The sequence below is a fragment of the Mycobacterium sp. 1245499.0 genome, from assembly GCF_001673615.1.
In the GTDB taxonomy this organism is placed as follows: Bacteria; Actinomycetota; Actinomycetes; order Mycobacteriales; family Mycobacteriaceae; genus Mycobacterium; species Mycobacterium europaeum_A.
In genome coordinates this window covers 12,007-32,698 of sequence record NZ_LZMG01000053.1, presented here as the reverse complement: position 1 = coordinate 32,698, position 20,692 = coordinate 12,007, and the positions used below count along the sequence as shown (strand labels likewise).

Annotated in this window: 20 protein-coding genes and 1 pseudogene; 15 read left to right on the top strand and 6 right to left on the bottom strand. The window is 69.1% G+C overall.

All coding sequences use genetic code 11. The features are described 5' to 3' along the window. The 4 genes and pseudogenes from A5646_RS02540 to A5646_RS02525 form a co-directional block, all read left to right on the top strand. Window positions 1-260, top strand: a pseudogene (locus A5646_RS02540) (signal recognition particle-docking protein FtsY); the annotation flags it as partial. A gap of 190 nt (window positions 261-450) precedes the next feature. Continuing rightward, window positions 451-1,836: an ammonium transporter gene (locus A5646_RS02535; RefSeq protein WP_066870360.1), complete on the top strand. Its 1,386-nt coding sequence runs from the start codon at window positions 451-453 to the stop codon at window positions 1,834-1,836. Then, complete coding sequence (gene glnB, locus A5646_RS02530; protein WP_003878721.1) at window positions 1,833-2,171, top strand: nitrogen regulatory protein P-II; 339 nt, start codon at window positions 1,833-1,835, stop codon at window positions 2,169-2,171. The genes A5646_RS02535 and glnB overlap by 4 nt, the downstream gene beginning before the upstream one ends. A gap of 45 nt (window positions 2,172-2,216) precedes the next feature. Then, window positions 2,217-4,703, top strand: a complete 2,487-nt coding sequence (locus tag A5646_RS02525; RefSeq protein WP_067019640.1) for a [protein-PII] uridylyltransferase — start codon at window positions 2,217-2,219, stop codon at window positions 4,701-4,703. Window positions 4,704-4,726: 23 nt separating this feature from the next. Here A5646_RS02525 and A5646_RS02520 read toward each other — a convergent pair whose 3' ends face one another. The 4 genes from A5646_RS02520 to A5646_RS02505 all read right to left on the bottom strand — a co-directional run bounded on the left by A5646_RS02520 (window position 4,727) and on the right by A5646_RS02505 (window position 8,863). Next, window positions 4,727-5,365, bottom strand: coding sequence for a cysteine hydrolase family protein (locus A5646_RS02520; protein WP_067019644.1), 639 nt, complete (start codon window positions 5,363-5,365; stop codon window positions 4,727-4,729). Window positions 5,366-5,376: 11 nt separating this feature from the next. Beyond that, window positions 5,377-6,174 (bottom strand): AraC family transcriptional regulator, encoded by a 798-nt coding sequence (locus A5646_RS02515; protein WP_066870135.1) that lies wholly within the window; start codon window positions 6,172-6,174, stop codon window positions 5,377-5,379. 32 nt (window positions 6,175-6,206) lie between these two features. Continuing rightward, window positions 6,207-7,967 (bottom strand): DEAD/DEAH box helicase, encoded by a 1,761-nt coding sequence (locus tag A5646_RS02510; protein WP_067019637.1) that lies wholly within the window; start codon window positions 7,965-7,967, stop codon window positions 6,207-6,209. A gap of 101 nt (window positions 7,968-8,068) precedes the next feature. Then, window positions 8,069-8,863: an alpha/beta hydrolase gene (locus A5646_RS02505; RefSeq protein WP_067019634.1), complete on the bottom strand. Its 795-nt coding sequence runs from the start codon at window positions 8,861-8,863 to the stop codon at window positions 8,069-8,071. Between the two features lie 140 nt (window positions 8,864-9,003). Here A5646_RS02505 and ffh point away from each other — a divergent pair, with 140 nt between their 5' ends. The 4 genes from ffh to A5646_RS02485 all read left to right on the top strand — a co-directional run bounded on the left by ffh (window position 9,004) and on the right by A5646_RS02485 (window position 14,323). Further along, entirely contained in the window at window positions 9,004-10,569 is a 1,566-nt protein-coding gene (gene ffh, locus A5646_RS02500) for a signal recognition particle protein (protein ID WP_066880740.1), read from the top strand. 66 nt (window positions 10,570-10,635) lie between these two features. Next, the gene (locus A5646_RS02495; protein ID WP_156765498.1) at window positions 10,636-11,712 is read left to right on the top strand and encodes an amidohydrolase family protein; all 1,077 of its coding nucleotides are present in this window, start codon (window positions 10,636-10,638) and stop codon (window positions 11,710-11,712) included. A gap of 162 nt (window positions 11,713-11,874) precedes the next feature. Continuing rightward, window positions 11,875-13,719: an amidohydrolase family protein gene (locus A5646_RS02490; protein ID WP_067019629.1), complete on the top strand. Its 1,845-nt coding sequence runs from the start codon at window positions 11,875-11,877 to the stop codon at window positions 13,717-13,719. 1 nt (window position 13,720) lies between these two features. Further along, on the top strand, window positions 13,721-14,323 hold the full coding sequence (locus A5646_RS02485; protein ID WP_067019626.1) for a TetR/AcrR family transcriptional regulator: 603 nt from the start codon (window positions 13,721-13,723) through the stop codon (window positions 14,321-14,323). A 5-nt stretch (window positions 14,324-14,328) separates the two neighbouring features. Here the strand turns inward: A5646_RS02485 and A5646_RS02480 are convergent, their stop codons facing one another. Further along, the gene (locus A5646_RS02480; RefSeq protein ID WP_066870159.1) at window positions 14,329-15,222 is read right to left on the bottom strand and encodes a D-alanyl-D-alanine carboxypeptidase family protein; all 894 of its coding nucleotides are present in this window, start codon (window positions 15,220-15,222) and stop codon (window positions 14,329-14,331) included. A 58-nt stretch (window positions 15,223-15,280) separates the two neighbouring features. Between A5646_RS02480 and A5646_RS02475 the strand changes: the two genes are divergently transcribed. The 5 genes from A5646_RS02475 (at window position 15,281) to trmD (ending at window position 18,013) form a co-directional block, all read left to right on the top strand. After that, a complete protein-coding gene (locus A5646_RS02475) occupies window positions 15,281-15,712 on the top strand; it encodes a nuclear transport factor 2 family protein (RefSeq protein WP_067019623.1) in 432 nt (143 codons plus the stop codon). 205 nt (window positions 15,713-15,917) lie between these two features. After that, a complete protein-coding gene (gene rpsP / locus A5646_RS02470) occupies window positions 15,918-16,448 on the top strand; it encodes a 30S ribosomal protein S16 (protein WP_067019620.1) in 531 nt (176 codons plus the stop codon). Between the two features lie 8 nt (window positions 16,449-16,456). Beyond that, window positions 16,457-16,699 (top strand): RNA-binding protein, encoded by a 243-nt coding sequence (locus A5646_RS02465; RefSeq protein ID WP_003878715.1) that lies wholly within the window; start codon window positions 16,457-16,459, stop codon window positions 16,697-16,699. A gap of 24 nt (window positions 16,700-16,723) precedes the next feature. Then, a complete protein-coding gene (gene rimM / locus A5646_RS02460) occupies window positions 16,724-17,251 on the top strand; it encodes a ribosome maturation factor RimM (protein ID WP_066870169.1) in 528 nt (175 codons plus the stop codon). A gap of 9 nt (window positions 17,252-17,260) precedes the next feature. Next, window positions 17,261-18,013: a tRNA (guanosine(37)-N1)-methyltransferase TrmD gene (gene trmD / locus A5646_RS02455; protein WP_066870174.1), complete on the top strand. Its 753-nt coding sequence runs from the start codon at window positions 17,261-17,263 to the stop codon at window positions 18,011-18,013. Here trmD and A5646_RS02450 read toward each other — a convergent pair. Beyond that, window positions 18,010-18,999, bottom strand: a complete 990-nt coding sequence (locus A5646_RS02450; RefSeq protein WP_067019618.1) for a hypothetical protein — start codon at window positions 18,997-18,999, stop codon at window positions 18,010-18,012. The two genes, trmD and A5646_RS02450, sit on opposite strands and share 4 nt — an antisense overlap. A 343-nt stretch (window positions 19,000-19,342) precedes the next feature. On the opposite strand from A5646_RS02450, the gene rplS reads away from it, so the two are divergent. Together rplS and lepB are read left to right on the top strand one after the other, a co-directional pair. After that, window positions 19,343-19,684 carry a 50S ribosomal protein L19 gene (rplS, locus tag A5646_RS02445; protein WP_064877853.1) on the top strand — a complete coding sequence of 114 codons (342 nt, stop codon included), beginning with the start codon at window positions 19,343-19,345 and terminating at the stop codon, window positions 19,682-19,684. A 102-nt stretch (window positions 19,685-19,786) separates the two neighbouring features. Then, complete coding sequence (gene lepB / locus A5646_RS02440; protein WP_066870178.1) at window positions 19,787-20,692, top strand: signal peptidase I; 906 nt, start codon at window positions 19,787-19,789, stop codon at window positions 20,690-20,692.

Below are 20,692 nucleotides of genomic sequence, written 5' to 3'. Positions count from 1 at the left end.
TCGCCGCGGTCGACGAGGTGTTGCTGGTGCTCGACGCCACCATCGGGCAGAACGGACTCGCCCAGGCGCGGGTGTTCGCCGAGGTGGTCGAGATCACCGGCGCCGTGCTGACCAAGCTGGACGGAACGGCCAAGGGCGGCATCGTCTTTCGGGTTCAGCAGGAACTCGGCGTACCGGTGAAACTGGTCGGGCTGGGGGAGGGTCCCGACGACCTGGCGCCGTTCGAACCGGCGGCTTTCGTCGACGCGCTGCTCGGCTGAAACCCCTTACACGGCGAGCGGGACGTTAATCCCACCGAAACACTGCCGCACCATCGCCGAAACAACGATTGCGCAATCTTCTGGTCAGGTCATCAGACGTGTGTCTGGCGGCCAATCGTGGGCCGACCGGAGGAGATTGCGAGTGACATACCCGATACTGGGCCAGCCCAATACCGGCGATACCGCCTGGATGTTGGCCAGTTCCGCGCTGGTGCTGTTGATGACGCCGGGTCTGGCGTTCTTCTACGGCGGTATGGTGCGCGCCCGAAGCGTGCTGAACATGCTCATGATGAGCATCAGCGCGATGGGCGTGGTCACCGTGCTGTGGGTGCTCTACGGCTATTCGATCGCGTTCGGCGATGACGCCGGCGGCGTCGTAGGCAAGCCGACCTCGTTCTGGGGCCTCAAGGGCCTCATCGGTGTCAACGCGGTGGCCGCCGATCCGAGCAAAGGTGTTGCGGCCACCGACATTCCGCTGGCAGGCACCCTACCCGCCACGGTGTTCGTGGCCTTCCAGCTGATGTTCGCGATCATCACCGTCGCCCTGATCTCCGGCGCGGTGTCCGACCGGCTGAAGTTCGGCGCCTGGCTGGTGTTCGCCGGTCTGTGGGCGACGTTCGTCTACTTCCCGGTCGCCCATTGGGTTTTCGCGTTCGACGGCTTCGCCTCCGAGAAGGGTGGCTGGATCGCCAACAAGCTGCACGCGATCGACTTCGCCGGCGGGACGGCGGTCCACATCAATTCCGGTGTGGCGGGCCTGATGCTGGCGATCGTGCTGGGCAAGCGCCGCGGTTGGCCAACCACGCTGTTCCGGCCGCACAACCTGCCGTTCGTGATGCTCGGCGCCGGGTTGCTGTGGTTCGGGTGGTACGGGTTCAACGCCGGATCGGCCACCACTTCCAACGGTGTCGCCGGGTCGACCTTCATGACGACGACGGTCGCGACGGCCACCGCGATGCTGGGCTGGATGCTCACCGAACGCATCCGCGACGGCAAGGCGACGACGCTGGGCGCGGCGTCGGGCATCGTCGCGGGCCTGGTCGCTATCACGCCGTCCTGCTCGTCGGTCAACGTGCTGGGCGCCCTGGTGGTCGGCCTGGTCGCCGGCGTGCTGTGCGCGCTGGCCGTCGGCCTGAAATTCAAGCTCGGCTTCGACGACTCGCTCGACGTGGTCGGGGTGCATCTGATCGGCGGTCTGGCCGGCACGCTGCTGGTGGGGCTGCTCGCCGCACCGGAGTCCCCGGCCATCAACGGCGTCACCGGCGTATCCAAGGGATTGTTCTACGGCGGCGGCTGGGCTCAGCTCGAGCGGCAAGCAGTCGGCGCGTTCAGTGTTCTCATCTACTCTGGGGTGGTTACGCTGATCCTGGCGTTGATCCTGAAGTACACCATCGGGCTTCGTCTCAACCCAGAGGCGGAAGCCACGGGCATCGACGAGGCCGAGCACGCCGAGAGTGGTTACGATTTCGCCGTGGCTACCGGTTCGGTTCTGCCGCCCCGGGTCGCTGTGGCGGATACCCGCAACGGCCTGGAGGAGGAGCGAGTGAGCGACAAAGTGGAGGCAGAGCAGTCATGAAGCTGATCACCGCGATCGTAAAGCCGTTCACGCTCGATGACGTGAAGACCAGCCTGGAGGACGCGGGTGTCCTGGGCATGACGGTCAGCGAAATCCAGGGCTACGGACGGCAGAAGGGTCACACCGAGGTCTACCGGGGCGCCGAATACTCGGTCGACTTCGTGCCCAAGGTGCGCATCGAGGTCGTCGTCGACGACTCCATCGTCGACAAGGTCGTGGACAGCATCGTCCGGGCCGCGCGCACCGGCAAGATCGGTGACGGCAAAGTGTGGGTGAGCCCCGTGGAAACGATTGTGCGGGTGCGTACCGGCGAGCGCGGAACCGATGCGCTATGACGTCCGCTGTCACTTGCTGATTCGACCCGGGCGGGCCGGGAGGGCATGACCCCGAACGACCCCGACTCGTCCGGGCACCCAGCCGGGACAGAAAGCGCCTGCGCGGCAGTCGATCTGGCTGCCGCGCGGCGCCAACTGTTGTCTGAGGGCAGCAAGCTGCACGCCGCCGAGCTGCGGCACGCCTGGCTGGATCTGCACGAATCGTGGTTGATGGCCAAGGCGACCGAGATCGGGATCGGCGACGACAGCGGCTTCGCGATCGTCGGGATCGGCGGATTGGGCCGCCACGAGTTGTTGCCGTATTCCGATCTCGACCTGATGCTGTTGCACGACAACTTCTCCGACGACGTGCTGGGCAAGGTCGCCGACAAGTTGTGGTATCCGCTGTGGGACGCCAACGTTCGGCTCGACCACAGTGTGCGGACCGTCTCCGGTGCCCTCGGCGTCGCCAACGCCGACATGATCGCCGCGCTAGGCATGCTCGACGCCCGCCACATCGCCGGTGACGCGCGACTGTCCGACGAACTGATCGCCGGGGCACGACGGCAGTGGCGCAGCGCAATTCGCTCCCGGATGAACGAGCTCGTCGAGATGACGCAGGCCCGCTGGGAACGGTGTGGCCGCATCGCACAGCGGGCCGAGCCGGATCTGAAATCGGGCCGCGGCGGACTTCGCGACGTGCAATTGCTCGACGCGCTGGGCGTGGCGCAACTGATCGACCGCCACGGCATGGCCCGTCCGGAGTCGCCCGGGGGCTCACTCGACGACGCCCACCTGACGCTGCTCGACGTGCGCACCGAGTTGCACCGGGTCTCGGGACGCGGACGCGATCAGCTGCAGGCTCAATACGCCGACGAGATCAGCGCCGCCCTGCACATCGGTGATCGATTCGACTTGGCGCGCAAGCTATCCGACGCCGGGCGCACCATCGCCTACCACGCTGAGACGGGCATCCGGACCGCGGAGAACGCGCTGCCGCGCCGCGGGGTGACGGCCCTGGTGCGGCGGCCCAAGCGCCGCCCGCTGGACGAGGGCGTCGTCGAATACGCCGGGGAGATCGTGCTGGCCCGCGACGCACGCCCGGATACCGACGTGGGTCTGGTGTTGCGGGTGGCGGCGGCCTCGGCCGACACCGGGCTGCCGATCGGCGCCGCCACGCTGAGCCGGCTGGCCGCCAGCGCGCCGGAGATGCCGGTGCCCTGGCCGCGAGAGGCGTTGGACGACTTGCTGGTTGTGCTGTCCGCCGGGCCGACCACGGTGGCGACGATCGAGGCCCTGGACCGCACCGGGCTGTGGGGGCGGCTGCTGCCGGAATGGGACGCCATCCGCGACCTGCCGCCCCGCGACGTCGCGCACAAATGGACGGTGGACCGCCACGTCATCGAGACGGCCGTCAACGCCGCACCGCTGTCCACCCGGGTGGCGCGACCCGACCTGCTCGCGCTCGGCGCGCTGCTGCACGACATCGGCAAGGGCCGCGGCGTCGACCACAGCGTGCTCGGGGCGGGCCTGGCCCTCGAGATCGGACCGAGGCTGGGCATGGCACCGGTCGAGGTCGATCTGCTCGCCCAGCTGGTGCGCCACCACCTGCTGTTGCCGGTGGTGGCCACCCGCAGCGACCTCAACGACCCCAAAACCATTGAGCGCGTGGTGAAAGCGCTCAGCGGTGACGCGCTGTTGCTCGAGGTCCTACACGCGCTGACCGAGGCGGACTCGAAGGCCACCGGTCCGGGGGTGTGGAGCGACTGGAAGGCGTCGCTGATCGAGGACCTGGTGCGGCGCTGCCGGCTGGTGATGGCCGGCGAGCCGCTTCCGAAGGTCGAACCCGCTGCGCCCCAATACCATTCGCTCGCCGCCGATCGCGGCGTCCACGTGGAGATCAAGCCCAGCGGCGGTGAACGCCTGGACGTGGTGATGGCCGCGTCGGATCAGCGGGGGCTGGTGTCGAAAGCCGCCGCCGTGCTGGCGCTGAACTCGCTGCGCATCCACTCGGCCTCGGCCAGCACCCACGAGGGCTTCGCCATCGTCGAATTCGTGGTGTCGCCGCTGTTCGGTTCGCCGCCGGAAGCGGGCCTGCTGCGCCAGCAGTTCAGCGGCGCGCTCGCGGGCGACGTCGACGTGCTGGGCAGTTTGGAAAAGCGTGACAGCGACGCCGTCAGCGCGGCGACCAGCCGGGCCGGCGAGGTCCAGGTCGGGGTGCCCGTCACGCGGTCGAGCGCCCCGCCGCGCATCCTGTGGATCGACTCGGGCTCACCCGATCAGCTGATCGTCGAAGTCCGCGCGATGGACCGCCTCGGGCTGCTCGCGCTGCTGACCCGCGCGCTGGAGCGGGCGGGCACCGACATCGTGTGGGCGAAGGTCAACACCTTCGGGTCGACGGCGGCCGACGTCTTCTGTGTGACGGTGTCGGAACAGGCGGCCGCGGCGGCCGGCGACGCCGAGCACGGCGCGCGCGACGCGGTCGAGCAGGGTCTGCTGGCGGTGTTGGGCGGCCCCGCCGTCGAGGTGCTCGAAGAGCCCGTCGGCGACTAGCCGGATGACGCCAATGAGGCCCGTCAATCGGCGATCGGCGACTCGGACGTGCGCGTGCACGCAAGCGCGGCGATCACCGAGTCGGTGGTGAGGCAGACGATACCCATGCCCGGCATCTCCCGGTCCGCGTCGGTGGTCCAGCCCGAGATCGCGTCGTACACCGCGACGGTACGAAGGTCTCGTTCGGTGGCGTCGACGAGTGTGGAGCGTGGGCAGTTCGGATAGTTGCAACCGGCGACGACCACCGTGGTCACGCCCCGTTCGCAGAGGTGCTCAAGCAGTCGGGTCCCGAAAAAGGCGCTCCAGCGCGGCTTGTAAAGGATGTGCTCGTCGGGCCCGACCTGCTGCGTGGCCCCGGCAAGCAAGATGTCTGGATCCAATTTCCGGACGGGCCCGAGGCCGTCGGCGAGTTGCGAACCGGGCGAGCCCGCAACGGCCTTGTCTCGCAGGGTTCGTCGACACAGATCGGCGTTGCTGCCGTCCGGTAGGTACAAGCGCACGACGTGCACGATCGGGCGCCCGCTGTCGCGGAAGGCAGCGGTCAGCCGCCGCACCGCGGGAAGTACCTCGGCGGTGCCGGCGATGTCGGTGACCCAGTCGCGCTGTAGGTCGATGGTGAGCAGGGCGCTGCGGGAGAATTCCGGGCTGAGGTAATCGTCCACGCCCGAGAACACTAGGTAGACGGTCGGCGCGGGTCTTGTACGTCGTTGCGCGCGAACCCGCCCGGTGTGGCCGCGAAGGTATGGCGGAAATGGCGATGAAGATGCGCCTGGTCATAAAAGCCGCTCTGCGCGGCGGCATAAGCCACGGCGTGCCCTGCGGTGAGTAACTGTTGGGCGCATCGCAGCCGCAGTTGCAGCAGGTACCGGTGCGGGGTCACGCCCGTTTCGCGGCGAAAGGCGCGCAGCAATTGGAACCGGGGCAGGCCCGCGACGGTGGCGAGCTCGTCGAGGGTGGGTGTGCGCTGCAGGTCAGCAGCCAAGTGGCGCAGCACTTTTCCGACAGCAAGCGGCGGTTGTCTGGGGATCGTGCACCGCGCGTAGCGGGTGAGGATCTCGGTGCACACTGCTTCGAATTCTTCTCGAGCCGCCAGTGTCTGCTGGTTCGGACGACGGTGCAGCCGGACCAATCGATCAGCCAGCCGTGGGTCGTGCGGTGTCGAAACCGGGAAGGTCGGACGGTGCCCGGCGAGTTCTTCCAGCAGCGCCGGAGGGAGGTAGAAGACCCGGTAATCCCAGCCGTCGGCGGCCGCGGGACGTCCGGCGTGGATGGTGTCGGCATCCAGCAGCAGCAGGCTTCCCGCCGGCGCGTGTTCGGTGCCGCCGCGGTAGCGGACGGCCTCCACCCCACGCTCGATCGCGGCGACAGCGTACTCGCTGTGCGAGTGGGGGACGAAGTGGTGCGTGCGAAAGGACGCCGTCACCAACCGCATGTCATCGGGGCCATAGCGGTGCTCGACGACGTCCTGCATAGCTCAGTGTTACCCGACCGCCGTGTCGACGGTTACGAGTGCTCGGCGTTGAGCCGGCGCACGGCGTCGATGCGCGCCCGCAGCTGTTCGCGGCTCGCCGCCGCGATCGGGGGACCCCCGCAGCGGCGCCGCAGTTCGTTGTGAATCCAGCCGTGCGGCTTGCCCGTCCGGTGGTGGGCGATCGAGACGAGGGTGTTGAGCTCGCGGCGCAGCTCCCGAAGCTGGCCGTGCACCGTGGCCGGGGCTTCGACGGCCGCCGGCGATCCGGCCTCCTTCTGCAGGCGGGCCCGCTTCTGCAGCTGTTCGTCCTGACGCTGGTGCAGCAGCGCCCGCATCTGCTCGGCGTCGAGCAGCCCGGGGATGCCGAGGTAGTCGGCCTCCTCGTCGCTGCCGGCCGGCGCGGCGGTGCCGAACGATGATCCGTCGAAGATCAGCTGATCGAGCTCCGCGTCGGCGCCCAGCGAGGTGAACCCCTTGTCCAGGTCGGTCTTTTCGTCCTGCGTCTTGGTGGCGGGGTCGCCGTCGAGCGGGTCGCCCTCGGACGGGCGGTGCGGCTCGCCGAGCACGTGATTGCGCTGGGCCTCCAGCTCGCTGGCCAGCTGCAGCAGGTTGGGCACCGACGGCACAAAGATGCTGGCGATTTCCCCCGGGCGGCGCGACCGGACGAACCGGCCGATGGCCTGGGCGAAGAACAGCGGCGTCGAGGCGCTGGTGGCGTAGATCCCGACCGACAGCCGCGGCACGTCGACGCCCTCGGAGACCATGCGCACCGCGACCAGCCAGCGGCTGGTGCTCGCGGCGAATTCGCTGATCCGCGCCGACGAGCCCGGGTCGTCGGAGAGCACCAGCGTCGGCGCCTCGCCGGTCAGCTTGGTCAGCAGGGCGGCGTAGGCGCGCGCGGCGGTCTGATCCGAGGCGATGATCATGCCGCCGGCGTCGGGCACGTGCGTGCGCAGCTGGCGCAACCGCAGATCCGCGGCGGTGATCACCGCGGGCATCCATTCGCCGGCGGGGTCCAGCGCCGTGCGCCAGGCGCGCGCGGTCTGCTCGGCGGACAGCGGCTCGCCCAGCCGGGCCGCGTGCTCCTCGCCGGCGCTGTCGCGCCACCGCGCCTCCCCGGAGTAGGCGAGGAACACCACCGGCCGGACCACGCCGTCGGCCAGGGCGTCGGTGTAGCCGTAGGTGTGATCGGCCTGCGACCGCCGTATCCCGTCGGGCCCGGCCTCGTAGGTGACGAACGGGATGGGGCTGTCGTCGCTACGAAACGGCGTCCCCGTCAGGGCGAGCCGGCGGGTGGCGTCGCCGAAGGCCTCGCGGATGGCGTCGCCCCACGTCTTGGCGTCGCCGCCGTGGTGGATCTCGTCGAAGATGACCAGGGTCCTGCGCTGCTCGGTGCGCACCCGGTGCAGCGTCGGGTGCGCGGCGACCTGGGCGTAGGTGACCATCACGCCGTGAAACTCCGGCGCGATCCGCGGGTTGCTGTTGGAGAACTTCGGATCCAGGGCGATGCCGTAGCGCTGCGCGGCCTGGGCCCACTGAATCTTCAGATGCTCGGTGGGCACCACCACGGTGACATGCTCGACGGCGCGCTGGCCCAGCAGTTCGGCCGCCACCCGCAGGGCGAACGTCGTCTTGCCCGAGCCCGGGGTGGCCACCGCCAGGAAGTCGCGCGGCTGGGCGGCGAGGTACTTGACCAGCGCCCTGCGCTGCCAGCCACGCAGCACGCGGGTGCCGCTGGTGTCGCTGGGATCGCCGTCGGCCCGCGCCTGGATGCTGCTGAGCGGCACCGACACAGGCCCCCCGTTCGTTGCTCGTCGATGTGGCCAACTCGATTGAGTCGCGGCTGTGAAATCTAGCACGCCAACGCTTTTCGGCGCAGTAACGACTCGACTGGCTATCGTGTCCGGCTCAACGTTTCGCGGGTCTGCAGCCACTCGTGGATGCGTGCGGCAACGTCGGCCCAGCCCGGTTCGAGCATCATATTGTGGCCCATGGAAAAGAATTCCGGCTCGGTCCCATAGGCGCGCGCCGTGTTGCGCACCTCGCGGACGCTGACGAAGCCGTCGTACTCGGCGCCCAGGACCAGAATCGGCGTTCTCACCCGCTTGGTTCTGACGCGGCGGACGATCGGGTCGGTCATGGCGGCGCGGACGCTCTCGGCGCCGGCGCGTTGCCGGCAGGCTTCGACGACGTCCTCGGGCGTGTCGGGACAGAACAGGTACTCGCGGGCCAGCGCCGGGGTGGCGAGGAATTTCAGCAGCGTGGGATCGCTCCACGATTCCATCGTCATTGACGGCCGGCGGCGCCACACCCGCAACGCCAGCGTCAGCACGCCCTGCGGCGGCACCGAACCCACCAGCACCGCGGCCGGGGCGTCTCGGTCTTCGAGGTAGCGCTGGACCACGAACCCGCCGAGCGAATGGCCGATCAGGATCGGCGCGCCGCCCAGGTCGTCGGCCACCGAACGGACGTCGTCGATGTAGTCGGCCATGGACACCTTCGGCAGCGGCTTGGGGCTGGGGCTGGCGCCGTGCCCACGCAGGCTCATGGCGACCGCGCGGTAGCCGGCGTCGGCGAAGTAGTCCAGGAAGTGTTCCCAGCACCAGGCGCCATGCCAGCCGCCGTGCACAAAGAGCAGCGGCACCGGATGCGCTTCGCTGCAGGACCCTTTGCCGATCACCTCGAGCACTCGACCATTCAAACCCGCTCGCCGTCCCCGCGAGACTGAAACCACGAACATCATTCCCGGCGTGTCGTGTGCACAGTTTCAGTGTCGCGGTCGGCGGGCGGCGACGAATCCGCCGCACCGGGCTCCACTAGGCTGGCGGGGTGTTTGAATCGCTGTCCGACCGATTGACCGGTGCCCTCGCGGGGCTGCGCGGCAAGGGTCGATTGACCGACGCCGATATCGAGGCGACCACCCGCGAGATTCGGCTGGCGCTGCTGGAAGCCGACGTGTCGCTGCCCGTGGTGCGCGCGTTCGTCACCCGGATCAAGGATCGCGCCAAGGGCGCGGAGGTCTCCGGTGCGCTCAACCCGGCGCAGCAGGTCGTCAAGATCGTCAACGAAGAACTCATCGGCATCCTGGGCGGCCAGACCCGGCAGCTGGCGTTCGCCAAGACGCCGCCGACCGTGGTGATGCTCGCCGGTCTGCAGGGTTCCGGTAAGACGTCGCTGGCCGGCAAGCTGGCCGCCTGGCTGCGCGGGCAGGGGCACACCCCGCTGCTGGTCGCGTGCGACCTGCAGCGCCCGGCCGCCGTCAACCAGCTGCAGGTCGTCGGTGAGCGGGCCGGGGTGCCGGTGTTCGCGCCGCATCCCGGCGAGTCGCCCGGATCCGGGCCCGGCGACCCGGTCGCGGTCGCGGCCGCGGGGCTCGCCGAGGCGCGGGCCAAGCACCACGACGTCGTCATCGTCGACACCGCCGGCCGGCTGGGTATCGACGACGAGCTGATGGCGCAGGCCGCGGCGATCCGCGACGCCATCAATCCCGACGAAGTGCTGTTCGTCCTCGACGCGATGATCGGTCAGGACGCCGTCACCACCGCCGAGGCGTTCCGCGAGGGCGTCGGCTTCACCGGGGTGGTGCTGACCAAGCTCGACGGTGACGCCCGCGGTGGTGCCGCGCTCTCAGTGCGTGAGGTGACCGGCGTCCCAATCCTTTTCGCCTCCACCGGCGAGAAGCTGGAGGACTTCGACGTCTTCCACCCCGACCGGATGTCGAGCCGCATCCTGGGCATGGGCGACGTGCTGAGCCTGATCGAGCAGGCCGAGCAGGTCTTCGATGCCGAACAGGCCGAGGCCGCCGCCGTCAAGATCGGCAGCGGCGAGCTCACGCTCGAGGACTTCCTGGAACAGATGCTGGCCATCCGCAAGATGGGCCCGATCGGCAACCTGCTGGGCATGCTGCCCGGCGCCGGGCAGATGAAGGACGCGCTGGCCCAGGTCGACGACCGCCAGCTGGACCGCCTGCAGGCCATCATCCGCGGCATGACCCCGGCCGAGCGCGCCGATCCGAAGATCATCAACGCGTCGCGGCGGCTGCGCATCGCCAACGGGTCGGGCGTCACGGTGTCCGAGGTCAACCAGCTGGTGGATCGCTTCTTCGAGGCCCGCAAGATGATGTCGTCCATGCTCGGCGGCATGGGCATCCCCGGTATCGGCCGCAAGTCGGCGACGCGAAAGTCCAAGGGGGCCAAGGGCAAGGCGGGCAAGAAGGGCAAGAAGGGCGGACGCGGTCCGACGCCGCCGAAGGCGCGCAACCCGCTGGCCGCCGGGATGCCGGGCATGCCGGCCGGATTCCCCGATCTGTCGCAGATGCCCGAGGGCCTCAACGAGCTGCCGCCCGGTCTGGCCGACTTCGATCTGTCCAAGCTGAAGTTCCCGGGCAAGTCGTGACGATCGCGAGCGCGGCCGCGCCGCGCGAAGCGGGTCGTCACGGTCGGAAGTAGCCGCCCGGTGCGCATGCACGTGCGGGGCGTGGGGCTGCCCGACGAGACCGCGATCGACCTGTGGATCGTCGACGGCCACATCAGCGCCGAACCGGTCGCCGGCGCCGACACCGTCTTCGACGGCGGCTGGATCGTGCCCGGACTGGTCGACGCCCACTGCCACGTCGGCCTCGGGGACCACGGCGAGATCCCGCTGGACGACGCGATCGCCCAGGCCGAGATCGAACGCGATGTCGGCGCGCTGCTGCTGCGGGACTGCGGTTCGCCCACCGACACCCGCAGCCTCGACGACCGCGACGATCTGCCCCGCATCATCCGCGCCGGGAAGCATCTGGCCAGGCCGAAGCGGTACGCGGCGGGCTTCTCGCGCGAGCTGGAAGATGAATGGCAACTGCCCGCGGCGGTCGCGCAGGAGGCCAAGCGCGGCGACGGGTGGATCAAGCTGGTCGGCGACTGGATCGACCGCAGCGTCGGCGACCTGGCCCCGCTGTGGTCCGACGACGTGCTCAAGGCCGCCATCGACACCGCGCACGCCCACGGCGCCCGCGTCACCGCGCACGTCTTCAGTGAGGACGCGCTGCCCGGTCTGATCAACGCCGGCATCGACTGCATCGAGCACGGCACCGGCCTGACCGACGAGACGATCGAGCTGATGGTCTCCCGCGGCACCGTGCTGGTCCCGACGCTGGTCAACATCGTGGAGAACTTCCCCGGGATCGCCGCGGCCGCCGCGAAGTATCCGGCGTATGCCGCGCACATGCGCGACCTGCACGCCCGCGGCCTGTCCCGGATCGCCGCGGCCCGCGAGGCGGGTGTGCCGATCTACGCCGGCAGCGACGCGGGCACCATGGTGGCGCCCGGGCGGATCGCCGACGAGGTCGAGGCGCTCAAGAGCATCGGGATGAGCCCGACCGAGGCGCTGGGCGCCGCGTGCTGGGACGCGCGTCGCTGGCTCGGCCGGCCCGGCCTCGACCACGGCGCCTCGGCCGACCTGCTGTGTTACGCGCAAGACCCGCGGTCGGGCCCCGCCGTGCTGAAGAGTCCCGATCTGATCATGTTGCGCGGCAAAGTCTTTCGCTCACCCGCCTAGCCGCGCGCCGCGCGGGCTTTCCCATGATGGCCGCGCACCCCGGCCGCCGCGCCGAGCGCACCGCGGTTGCGCCCGCGGCGCCGCCCGGTGGCGCACACTGAGCCCACAGCCGGGTCGATTCCTTCAGTTTCGCTGAGAAAAGATTGCGAGTGCTTGCTATCTATGTTAGCGTTCCGACCATCGACGACGGAGGAACCCATGGCCTACGACGTGATCATTCGCGATGGATTGTGGTTCGACGGCACCGGCAGCGCGCCGCTGACCCGCACGCTCGGCATCCGCGACGGCGTGGTGGCCACGGTCGGCACCGAGCGGCTGGATGAGACCGGTTGCCCCGAGGTGATCGACGCGGCCGGCAAATGGGTGGTGCCCGGCTTCCTCGACGTGCACACCCATTACGACGCCGAGGTGCTGCTGGATCCCGGACTGCGCGAGTCGGTGCGCCACGGCGTCACCACCGTGTTGCTGGGCAACTGCTCGTTGTCGACGGTCTACGCCGATTCCCAGGACGCCGCCGACCTGTTCAGCAGGGTGGAGGCGGTGCCGCGCGAATACGTGTTCGGCGCACTGGATTCCCACCGCACCTGGTCGACGGCCGCGGAGTACATCAAGGCGATCGACGCCCTGCCGCTGGGGCCCAATATCGGTTCGCTGCTTGGACATTCGGACCTGCGGACCGCGGTGCTCGGGCTGGATCGGGCCACCGACGACGCCGTGCGGCCCACCGAGGCCGAGCTGGAGAAGATGGCCGACCTGCTGGGCGAGGCGCTCGACGCCGGTGTGCTCGGCATGTCCGGGATGGACGCGCCCATCGACAAACTCGACGGTGAACGCTTCCGCTCGCGTGCCCTGCCGTCCACCTTCGCGACGTGGCGGGAGCGCCGCAGGCTGATCAAGGTGCTGCGCAAGCGCGGCCGAATCCTGCAGAGCGCCCCGAACGTGGCGAAGCCGTCAACCGGAATGCTCTTCTTTCTGGCCAGCAGCCGGATATTGAACTGGGGCAAGGGTGTTCGGATGAGCATGCTGGTGTCCGCCGACGCCAAGTCGATGCCGCTGTCGGTCTACGTCTTCGGCCCCGGGACTCGGCTGCTGAACAAGCTGCTGGGCGCCAGCGTGAAATTCCAGCACCTGCCGGTGCCGTTCGAGTTGTACTCCGACGGCATCGACCTGCCGGTCTTCGAGGAGTTCGGCGCCGGAACGGCCGCCCTGCACCTGCGGGACCAGTTGGAGCGCAACGAGTTACTGGCGGACAAGGAATACCGCCGCAAATTCCGCCGCGAGTTCGACCGCATCAAGCTCGGACCGTCGCTGTGGCACCGCGACTTCCATGACGCCGTCATCGTCGAATGTCCGGATGAGTCGTTGATCGGCAGGAGCTTTGGCGAGATCGCCGTCGAGCGCAAGCTGCACCCGCTCGACGCCTTTTTGGACGTGCTTGTCGAAAACGGAGAACGCAACGTCCGCTGGACCACCGTCGTGGCCAACCATCGGCCCAAGCTGCTGGACGCGCTGGCCACCGAAGGCAGTGTGCACATGGGCTTTTCGGACGCCGGGGCGCACCTGCGCAACATGGCCTTCTACAACTTCGGGCTGCGAATGCTCAAGCGCACCCGGGACGCCTACCGGGCCGGCGCGCCCTTCATGTCGATCGAGCACGCGGTGCACCGGCTCACCGGTGAACTGGGCGAGTGGTTCGGCATCGACGCCGGCACGCTGCGCCAGGGCGACCGCGCGGACTTCGTGGTGATCGACCCGGCCGGGCTCGACGAGTCCGTCGACGGCTACCACGAGGAGGCGGTGCCGTTCTACGGCGGCCTGCGGCGCATGGTCAACCGCAACGACGACGCCGTAATCGCCACCGGGGTGGGCGGCGTGGTGGTCTACGGCGGCAGCCACTCCAAGGGCGAATTCCGGGACGGCTACGGCAAATCCGTGCGGTCGGGCCGCTACCTGCGGGCGGGGGAGCGCGCGCGTCGGGAACGCGGCGCGCTGAGCGTCACCGCCTGACATGGCCAGGACCCAGCAGCAGCGCCGCGAGGAAACCGTCGGGCGGCTCATCGACGCGTGCATCGCCACCATCATCGAGGTCGGCTACGCGCGGGCATCCGCCGCGGTGATCACCAAGCGGGCCGGGGTGTCGGTGGGCGCGCTGTTCCGGCACTTCGACACCATGGGCGATTTCATGGCCGCGACCGCGTCCGAGGTGTTGCGCCGCCAGCTGGAGTCGTTCACCAAGGGGGTCGCCGAGATACCCGCCGACCGGCCGGCGCTAGAGGCGGCGCTGGGGATCTTGCGCGACATCACCAGCGGCCCGGCCAACGCCGTCATCTACGAGCTGCTGGTGGCCGCCCGCACCGACGAAAAGCTCAGGGAGACTTTGCAACACGAGCTGGGGCAGTACGCCGCGAAGATCCACGACGCCGCACGCGCGCTGCCTGGCGCCGACCGCTTTCCCGAGGACACCTTCCCAGTGTTCGTGGCGTTGATGACCAACGTGTTCGACGGGGCCGCGGTGGTGGAAGGCGTTCTGCCGCAACCAGAAATCGCGGCACAGCGCATTCCCGTCCTGATGGCGCTGCTCACCGCGGCGCTACCCGACGCCGACTCCTGAACGACTTACAGCGAGCCGATGCTCGACTGCGGGCTTTGCGCGAATCCCCAGTCGAACAACGTCGCCGCCTGATCCCAGTACGTCGGTCCGCCCTCTTTGATCAGCCCGTACATCATCGCGATCACCAGCCGGCGGCCCCCGCGGGCGGCGGCCCCGACGAAGGTCTTGCGCGCGGCGTTGGTGAAGCCGGTCTTGCCGCCGATCGCGCCGGGATAGCGCTGCAACAGCTCGTCCTGGTTGGTGATCGGGTGATCGCCGTTGTCGCCGGGGAACATCGCCGACGGCTCGGCGGTGATCTGCGCGAACACGGGGTTGGCCATCGCGGCGCGGAAGATGACCGCCAGGTCGTGCGCCGTCGACGCGCCCGAACCCGCGGGCCCGTCCAGCCCGGACGGTGTCGCCGCGTGCGTGTTGGTGGCGCCCAGGGAAGCCGCCTTGGCGTTCATCTTGGCGACCGTGGCGTCCGGGCCGCCCAGCATGTGCGCCAGCGTGTTGGCGGCGTCGTTGCCCGAGACCAGCAGCAGGCCGTCCAGGAGTTGGCGCGCGGTGTAGGTGCGCCCCGGCTTGATGCCGACGCAGTTGCACTCCACCTGGGTGTCGGCGACGTCGGCGACGACGGTCGAGTCCAGGCTCACCGAGTCCAGGACCACCTGGGCCAACAGCGTCTTGATGGTGCTCGCCGGCGGGTGGGCCACGTTCTGGTCACGGCCGGCCAGCACCTGCCCGCTGTCCAGGTCGGCCACGATCCAGGTCTGCGCCGGACCGTCGGGAATGGGCATCGAGCCGACCGGCTGCATGCTGTCCGCCCACGCGGTGGACATGGCGACGGTGGCGGTGCAGGTACCGACTGCGACGACGGTAGCGGCCACCCTGAGCCCCAGGGCCGTGAGCTTGCGCATGGCCGCAAAGTCTAACTTCCGCCCCTGCCAGGGGCGGATCTTCAGTACTGTCCGATGCATGTTGAGCCTGGAAGAGATCTCGGATCGGCTCGAGATCCAGCAGCTGCTGGTGGATTACTCCACCGCCATCGACAACCGGCGATTCGACGATCTGGACAAGGTGTTCACGCCCGACGCCTACATCGACTACACGGCGCTCGGCGGCATCGAGGGTCGGTACCCGGAGGTGAAGAAGTGGCTGGCCGAGGTGCTGCCCAACTTCCCGGTGTATGCGCACATGCTCGGCAACTTCTCGGTCCGGATCGAGGGGAACACGGCCTCGTCGCGGGTGATCTGCTTCAACCCCATGGTGCTTGGTGGCACCAAGGCCGGCGAAGAGGAAAGAGCGCTGTTCTGCGGGCTCTGGTACGACGACGAGTTCGTGCGCACGCCCGACGGCTGGCGCATGACCCGGCGGGCGGAGACGAAGGTCTTCCAGAAGGTGATGTGAGTCGGCAACATGAGCCCCGCCTGTCACCGCGTGCGCGATTTCTGATCACCGCCCCTGGTCTGGCACAATGGGCGGCTGTCCGCCGAGCGATCACCGTTTCTTTTCGGGGCCCGGCCGGTCACTACACGCGAGGCAAAACCGGATCCGGGCATCGGGCCCCGATCGCCGAATTGCAGCGTGACACACACAGGAGAATCGCTTAACCATGGCTGTGAAGATCAAGCTCACCCGGCTTGGCAAGATCCGCAATCCCCAGTACCGCATCGCCGTCGCCGACGCCCGCACCCGGCGCGACGGCCGCTCCATCGAGGTCATCGGCCGCTACCACCCCAAGGAAGACCCGAGCCTCATCGAGATCAACTCCGAGCGCGCCCAGTACTGGCTGTCCGTGGGCGCCCAGCCCACCGAGCCCGTGCTCAAGCTGCTGAAGATCACCGGCGACTGGCAGAAGTTCAAGGGCCTGCCCGGCGCCGAGGGCCGCCTGAAGGTCGCCCCGGCCAAGCCCAGCAAGCTCGAACTGTTCAACGCCGCCCTGGCCGAGGCCGACGGCGGCCCGACCACCGAGGCCGCGAAGCCGAAGAAGAAGGCCCCCGCCAAGAAGGCGGCGAAGGGCACAGAGGAGTCTGCCGACGCCGCCGAGCCGCAGGCCGCGGCCGAGGCCCCGGCGGAGACCGCCGCGCAGGCCGAGGCGCCCGCCGAGGGCGGCGAGCAGGCCGAGTCGACCACCGAAAGCTGATCGGGGCGATGAGTACGGTTGTCGTTGACGCTGTTGAGCACCTGGTTCGCGGGATTGTCGACAACCCCGACGACGTCCGGGTGGACATGGTGACCAGCCGCCGGGGACGGACGGTCGAGGTGCACGTCCATCCCGACGATCTGGGCAAGGTGATCGGCCGCGGGGGTCGCACCGCGACCGCATTGCGCACGCTGGTCGCCGGGATCGGCGGTCGCGGCATCCGCGTCGACGTGGTGGACACCGACCAGTAGCGGGGCGCGGCTCATGGAACTCCCTTGGAGTTGACCGTCGGGCGCGTGGTGAAAGCCCACGGCATCAGCGGCGAGCTGGTGGTGGAAATCCGCACCGACGATCCCGCCGCCCGGTTCTCGCCGGGTAACACGTTGCGCGCCAAGCCCTCTCGCGGGGGTACGGAGCGCAGCTGTGTCATCGAGAGTGCGCGCGAGCATGGCGGGCGGCTGCTGGTGCGGCTGGCCGGGGTCACCGACCGCGACGCCGCCGACGCGCTGCGCGGCACCCTGTTCGTGGTCGACTCCGAGGACCTGCCCGACATCGACGAGGCGGACACCTACTACGACCATCAGCTCGAAGGTCTGCGCGTGCATACCACCGCCGGCGAGCAGGTGGGCGTCGTCGCCGAGGTGTTGCACACCGCGGCCGGTGAACTGCTCGCAGTGCGGCGCGAGTCCGGCGACCAGGAGCGGGAAGTGTTGGTGCCGTTCGTGTCCGCGATCGTCACCGCGGTGTCCCTCGACGACGGCACCGTCGAGATCGATCCGCCCGAAGGCCTGCTGGACCTGTAGGCCCTCGATATGAGAATCGACGTCGTCACGATCTTTCCGGCCTATCTGGATCCGCTGCGGCAATCGTTGCCGGGCAAGGCGATCCGGTCCGGCCTGGTCGATCTGCGGGTTCATGACCTGCGGCGCTGGACGTATGACGTGCACCGCTCGGTCGACGACGCGCCCTACGGCGGCGGCCCGGGCATGGTGATGAAGGCGCCGGTGTGGGGCGAGGCGCTCGACGAAATCGCCTCGGAGGAAACACTTTTGGTTGTTCCCACCCCGGCCGGCCGCCTGTTCACGCAGGCGACGGCCGCGCGCTTCAGCGCCGAGACCCACCTGGTGTTCGCCTGCGGACGCTACGAGGGCATCGACCAGCGGGTCATCGACGACGCCGCGCGGCGCATGCGGGTCGAAGAGGTCTCGATCGGCGACTACGTGCTGCCCGGCGGCGAGTCGGCGGCCGTGGTGATGATCGAGGCCGTGCTGCGCCTGCTCGACGGGGTCCTTGGCAATCCCGCGTCGCACCGCGAGGATTCGCACTCGCCGGCACTGGACCGGCGTCTGGAGGGACCCAGCTACACGCGGCCACCGAGCTGGCGCGGGCTGGACGTCCCCGAGGTGCTGCTGTCGGGTGACCACGCGCGGGTCGCCGCCTGGCGCCGCGAGATCTCGCTGCAACGCACCCGCGAACGCCGGCCGGAACTGCTAGAGCCCGAATTGTCAGCGCCCGAATTGTCGGAGCCCGAATTGTCAGAGCCCGACGGCGACTCGGCTCGTTAAAGCCCGTGCCGGGGCGCCTCGATGCGGCCCTCGGGGAATATCGTCTTGACCGCCCGGGTGATGGTGTCGCGGGCGGTGGCGTCGTCGGCGGGCTGCAGGGACTGGACCACCATGATGTAGCGGCGGTCGGCCCCGATCACGCCGGTCGACAAATGCATCCAGTCGCTGCCGATGCAGCACATCCAGCCCTGCTTGACCGCGACCGGCTCGGCGTACAGGCCGTCCGGGATCCCGAATCGCTGCGGGTAGCCGTCCAGCCCGGTGGGGGTGGACTGGGCCAGGTCGTTGACGATGATTTTGGCGTCGTCGGCCGGCAGCCCGCCCGAGCCGTCCAGCAGCATCTCGTAGTAGCGGATCAGATCCGTCACCGAGCTCATGGTGTTCCACCAGCGCCCGTCGCTGGGCGGGGTGGTGGAGGCCAGGCCGTAGCGGGCGGCCACCTCGGTGATGATGGCGGCCCCGCCGCCCTGACCCCAGAACCTCTCGGCCGCGCCGTCGTCGGAGGACTGCAGCATGATGTCGAGCGCCTGGCGGTCGTCGGCGCTCAGCGGCGTCTTGCCCTCGGATTCGTGCAGCAGCAGATCGTCGGCGATGAACAGCTTCGCCACCGACGCGGTGCCGATGATCTGGCTGTTGCCGTTGGCGATCAGCTGGTGGGTGGTGCGGTCGAGGATGGCCACCGACAGGGCGGCGCCGCTGCCGGCGGCCTCGTCGGCGGCCTGCTGGATGCGGGCCTGCAGCTGGGAGAATCCGGGGTTCGCCAGCGCCTGCGGCGGCTGGGACGGGGCGGCCGCCTCCAGCCTCACGGTGGCGGACTGCGGGGGAGCCGATGGGGGAGCTGAGGTGGGGGGCGCGGAGATGACCCGAACGGGCGCGGCGACCGGCAGGGTGTACACCTTCGCCTGGACGAGCGCCTCGGAGCCGGCGGCAACCACCAACGTCACCGCCGCGGTGGCGGTGACCAGCGTCAGCGGACGTACCCGCATTCGTCTCCTCCGGCGTGACTGCGGCACAGTGCAAGGGCGGGACCCGTCGCGCCACCTGCACCGGCCATCACGCTTGCGTGCGGGTAGCGCGTTCTGACCCCAGTCATATGTACCATTTACCAGCGCGTTTGGCGCGTCACGAACCGCCGACTTGCTGTGATTTTCGCGGCACGCGCCCCGTCTGGCACAATTGACCAGTTGTCTCCAGCGGTTGCAGGCCGGTTGAGCCGTTTCCCGCCTGCTGCGAGATACGCCAGAAAGCCCGAAACCATCGGCTTGGCGACCGCCCCACACCTGCGTGTGGGTAGCTGCCGCCGGCCGCGACCGCAAGGAAGTGTCTCGCATGAACCGGCTGGACTTCGTCGATCAGGCGTCGCTGCGCGACGATATCCCGGTTTTCGGCCCGGGCGACACCATCAACGTGCACGTGAAGGTCATCGAGGGCGCCAAGGAGCGCATCCAGGTGTTCAAGGGCGTCGTGATCCGCCGCCAGGGCGGTGGCATCCGTGAGACCTTCACCGTCCGCAAGGAGAGCTATGGCGTCGGCGTCGAGCGCACCTTCCCGGTGCACTCGCCCAACATCGACCACATCCAGGTGGTGACCCGCGGTGACGTCCGCCGCGCGAAGCTGTACTACCTGCGTGAACTGCGCGGCAAGAAGGCCAAGATCAAGGAGAAGCGCTGAGCCGGGACGCCTTGGCGGCGCTGATGATTCGTCCTTCGGCCCTCCGGTGCGGATCGCTTGCCGGTTTACCGGGCCACAACGTGGGCTGGCTACGCTGATCTCGTGACCGATACCGCGGATTCATCGAAGCCCGAGCCCCACGCCGGCGAGTCAGATCCGAAGGTCTCCACCCGCAACCTTCAGATGCGGCCCGACGACGCCGCGACGACCGCCGAGTCGATCCCCGAACCGGCGCCGGTGACGGAAACACCCGAGGCGGCCGATCCGGCGGACCCCAAGCGTTCGACGTTGCGCGAATTCGCGATCCTCGCGGTGATCGCCGTCGTCCTCTACTACGTCATGTTGACCTTCGTGGCGCGGCCCTACCTGATCCCGTCGGAATCCATGGAGCCCACGCTGCACGGGTGCACGGGCTGCGTCGGCGACCGGATCATGGTGGACAAGGTCAGCTACCGCTTCAGCGCGCCGCGCCCCGGCGACGTCATCGTCTTCAAGGGCCCGCCGCCGTGGAACCTCGGCTACAAGTCGATCCGGTCCAACAACACCGTGCTGCGCTGGGTGCAGAACGCCCTGTCCTTCGTCGGTTTCGTGCCGCCGGACGAAAACGACCTGGTCAAGCGCGTCATCGCGGTCGGCGGGCAGACGGTGCAATGCCGGGCCGACACCGGGCTGACGGTCGACGGCAAGCCGCTCAAGGAGCCGTACCTGGACCGCAACACCATGGCGGCCGACCCGTCGGTCTACCCGTGCCTGGGCAGCGAGTTCGGGCCGGTCGCCGTCCCGGCGGGACGGCTGTGGGTGATGGGCGACAACCGGACGCACTCGGCGGACTCGCGCGCCCACTGCACCAGCGTGCCGGCCGAAGCCCTCAAGGGGGTGTTGTGCACCGGCGACCCCACCTCGGGAACCGTGCCGGTGTCCAACGTGATCGGGAAAGCCAGGTTCATCGTGTGGCCGCCGTCCCGGTGGGGTGGCGTGGGATCGGTGAACCCGCAGCAGAGTAAGTAA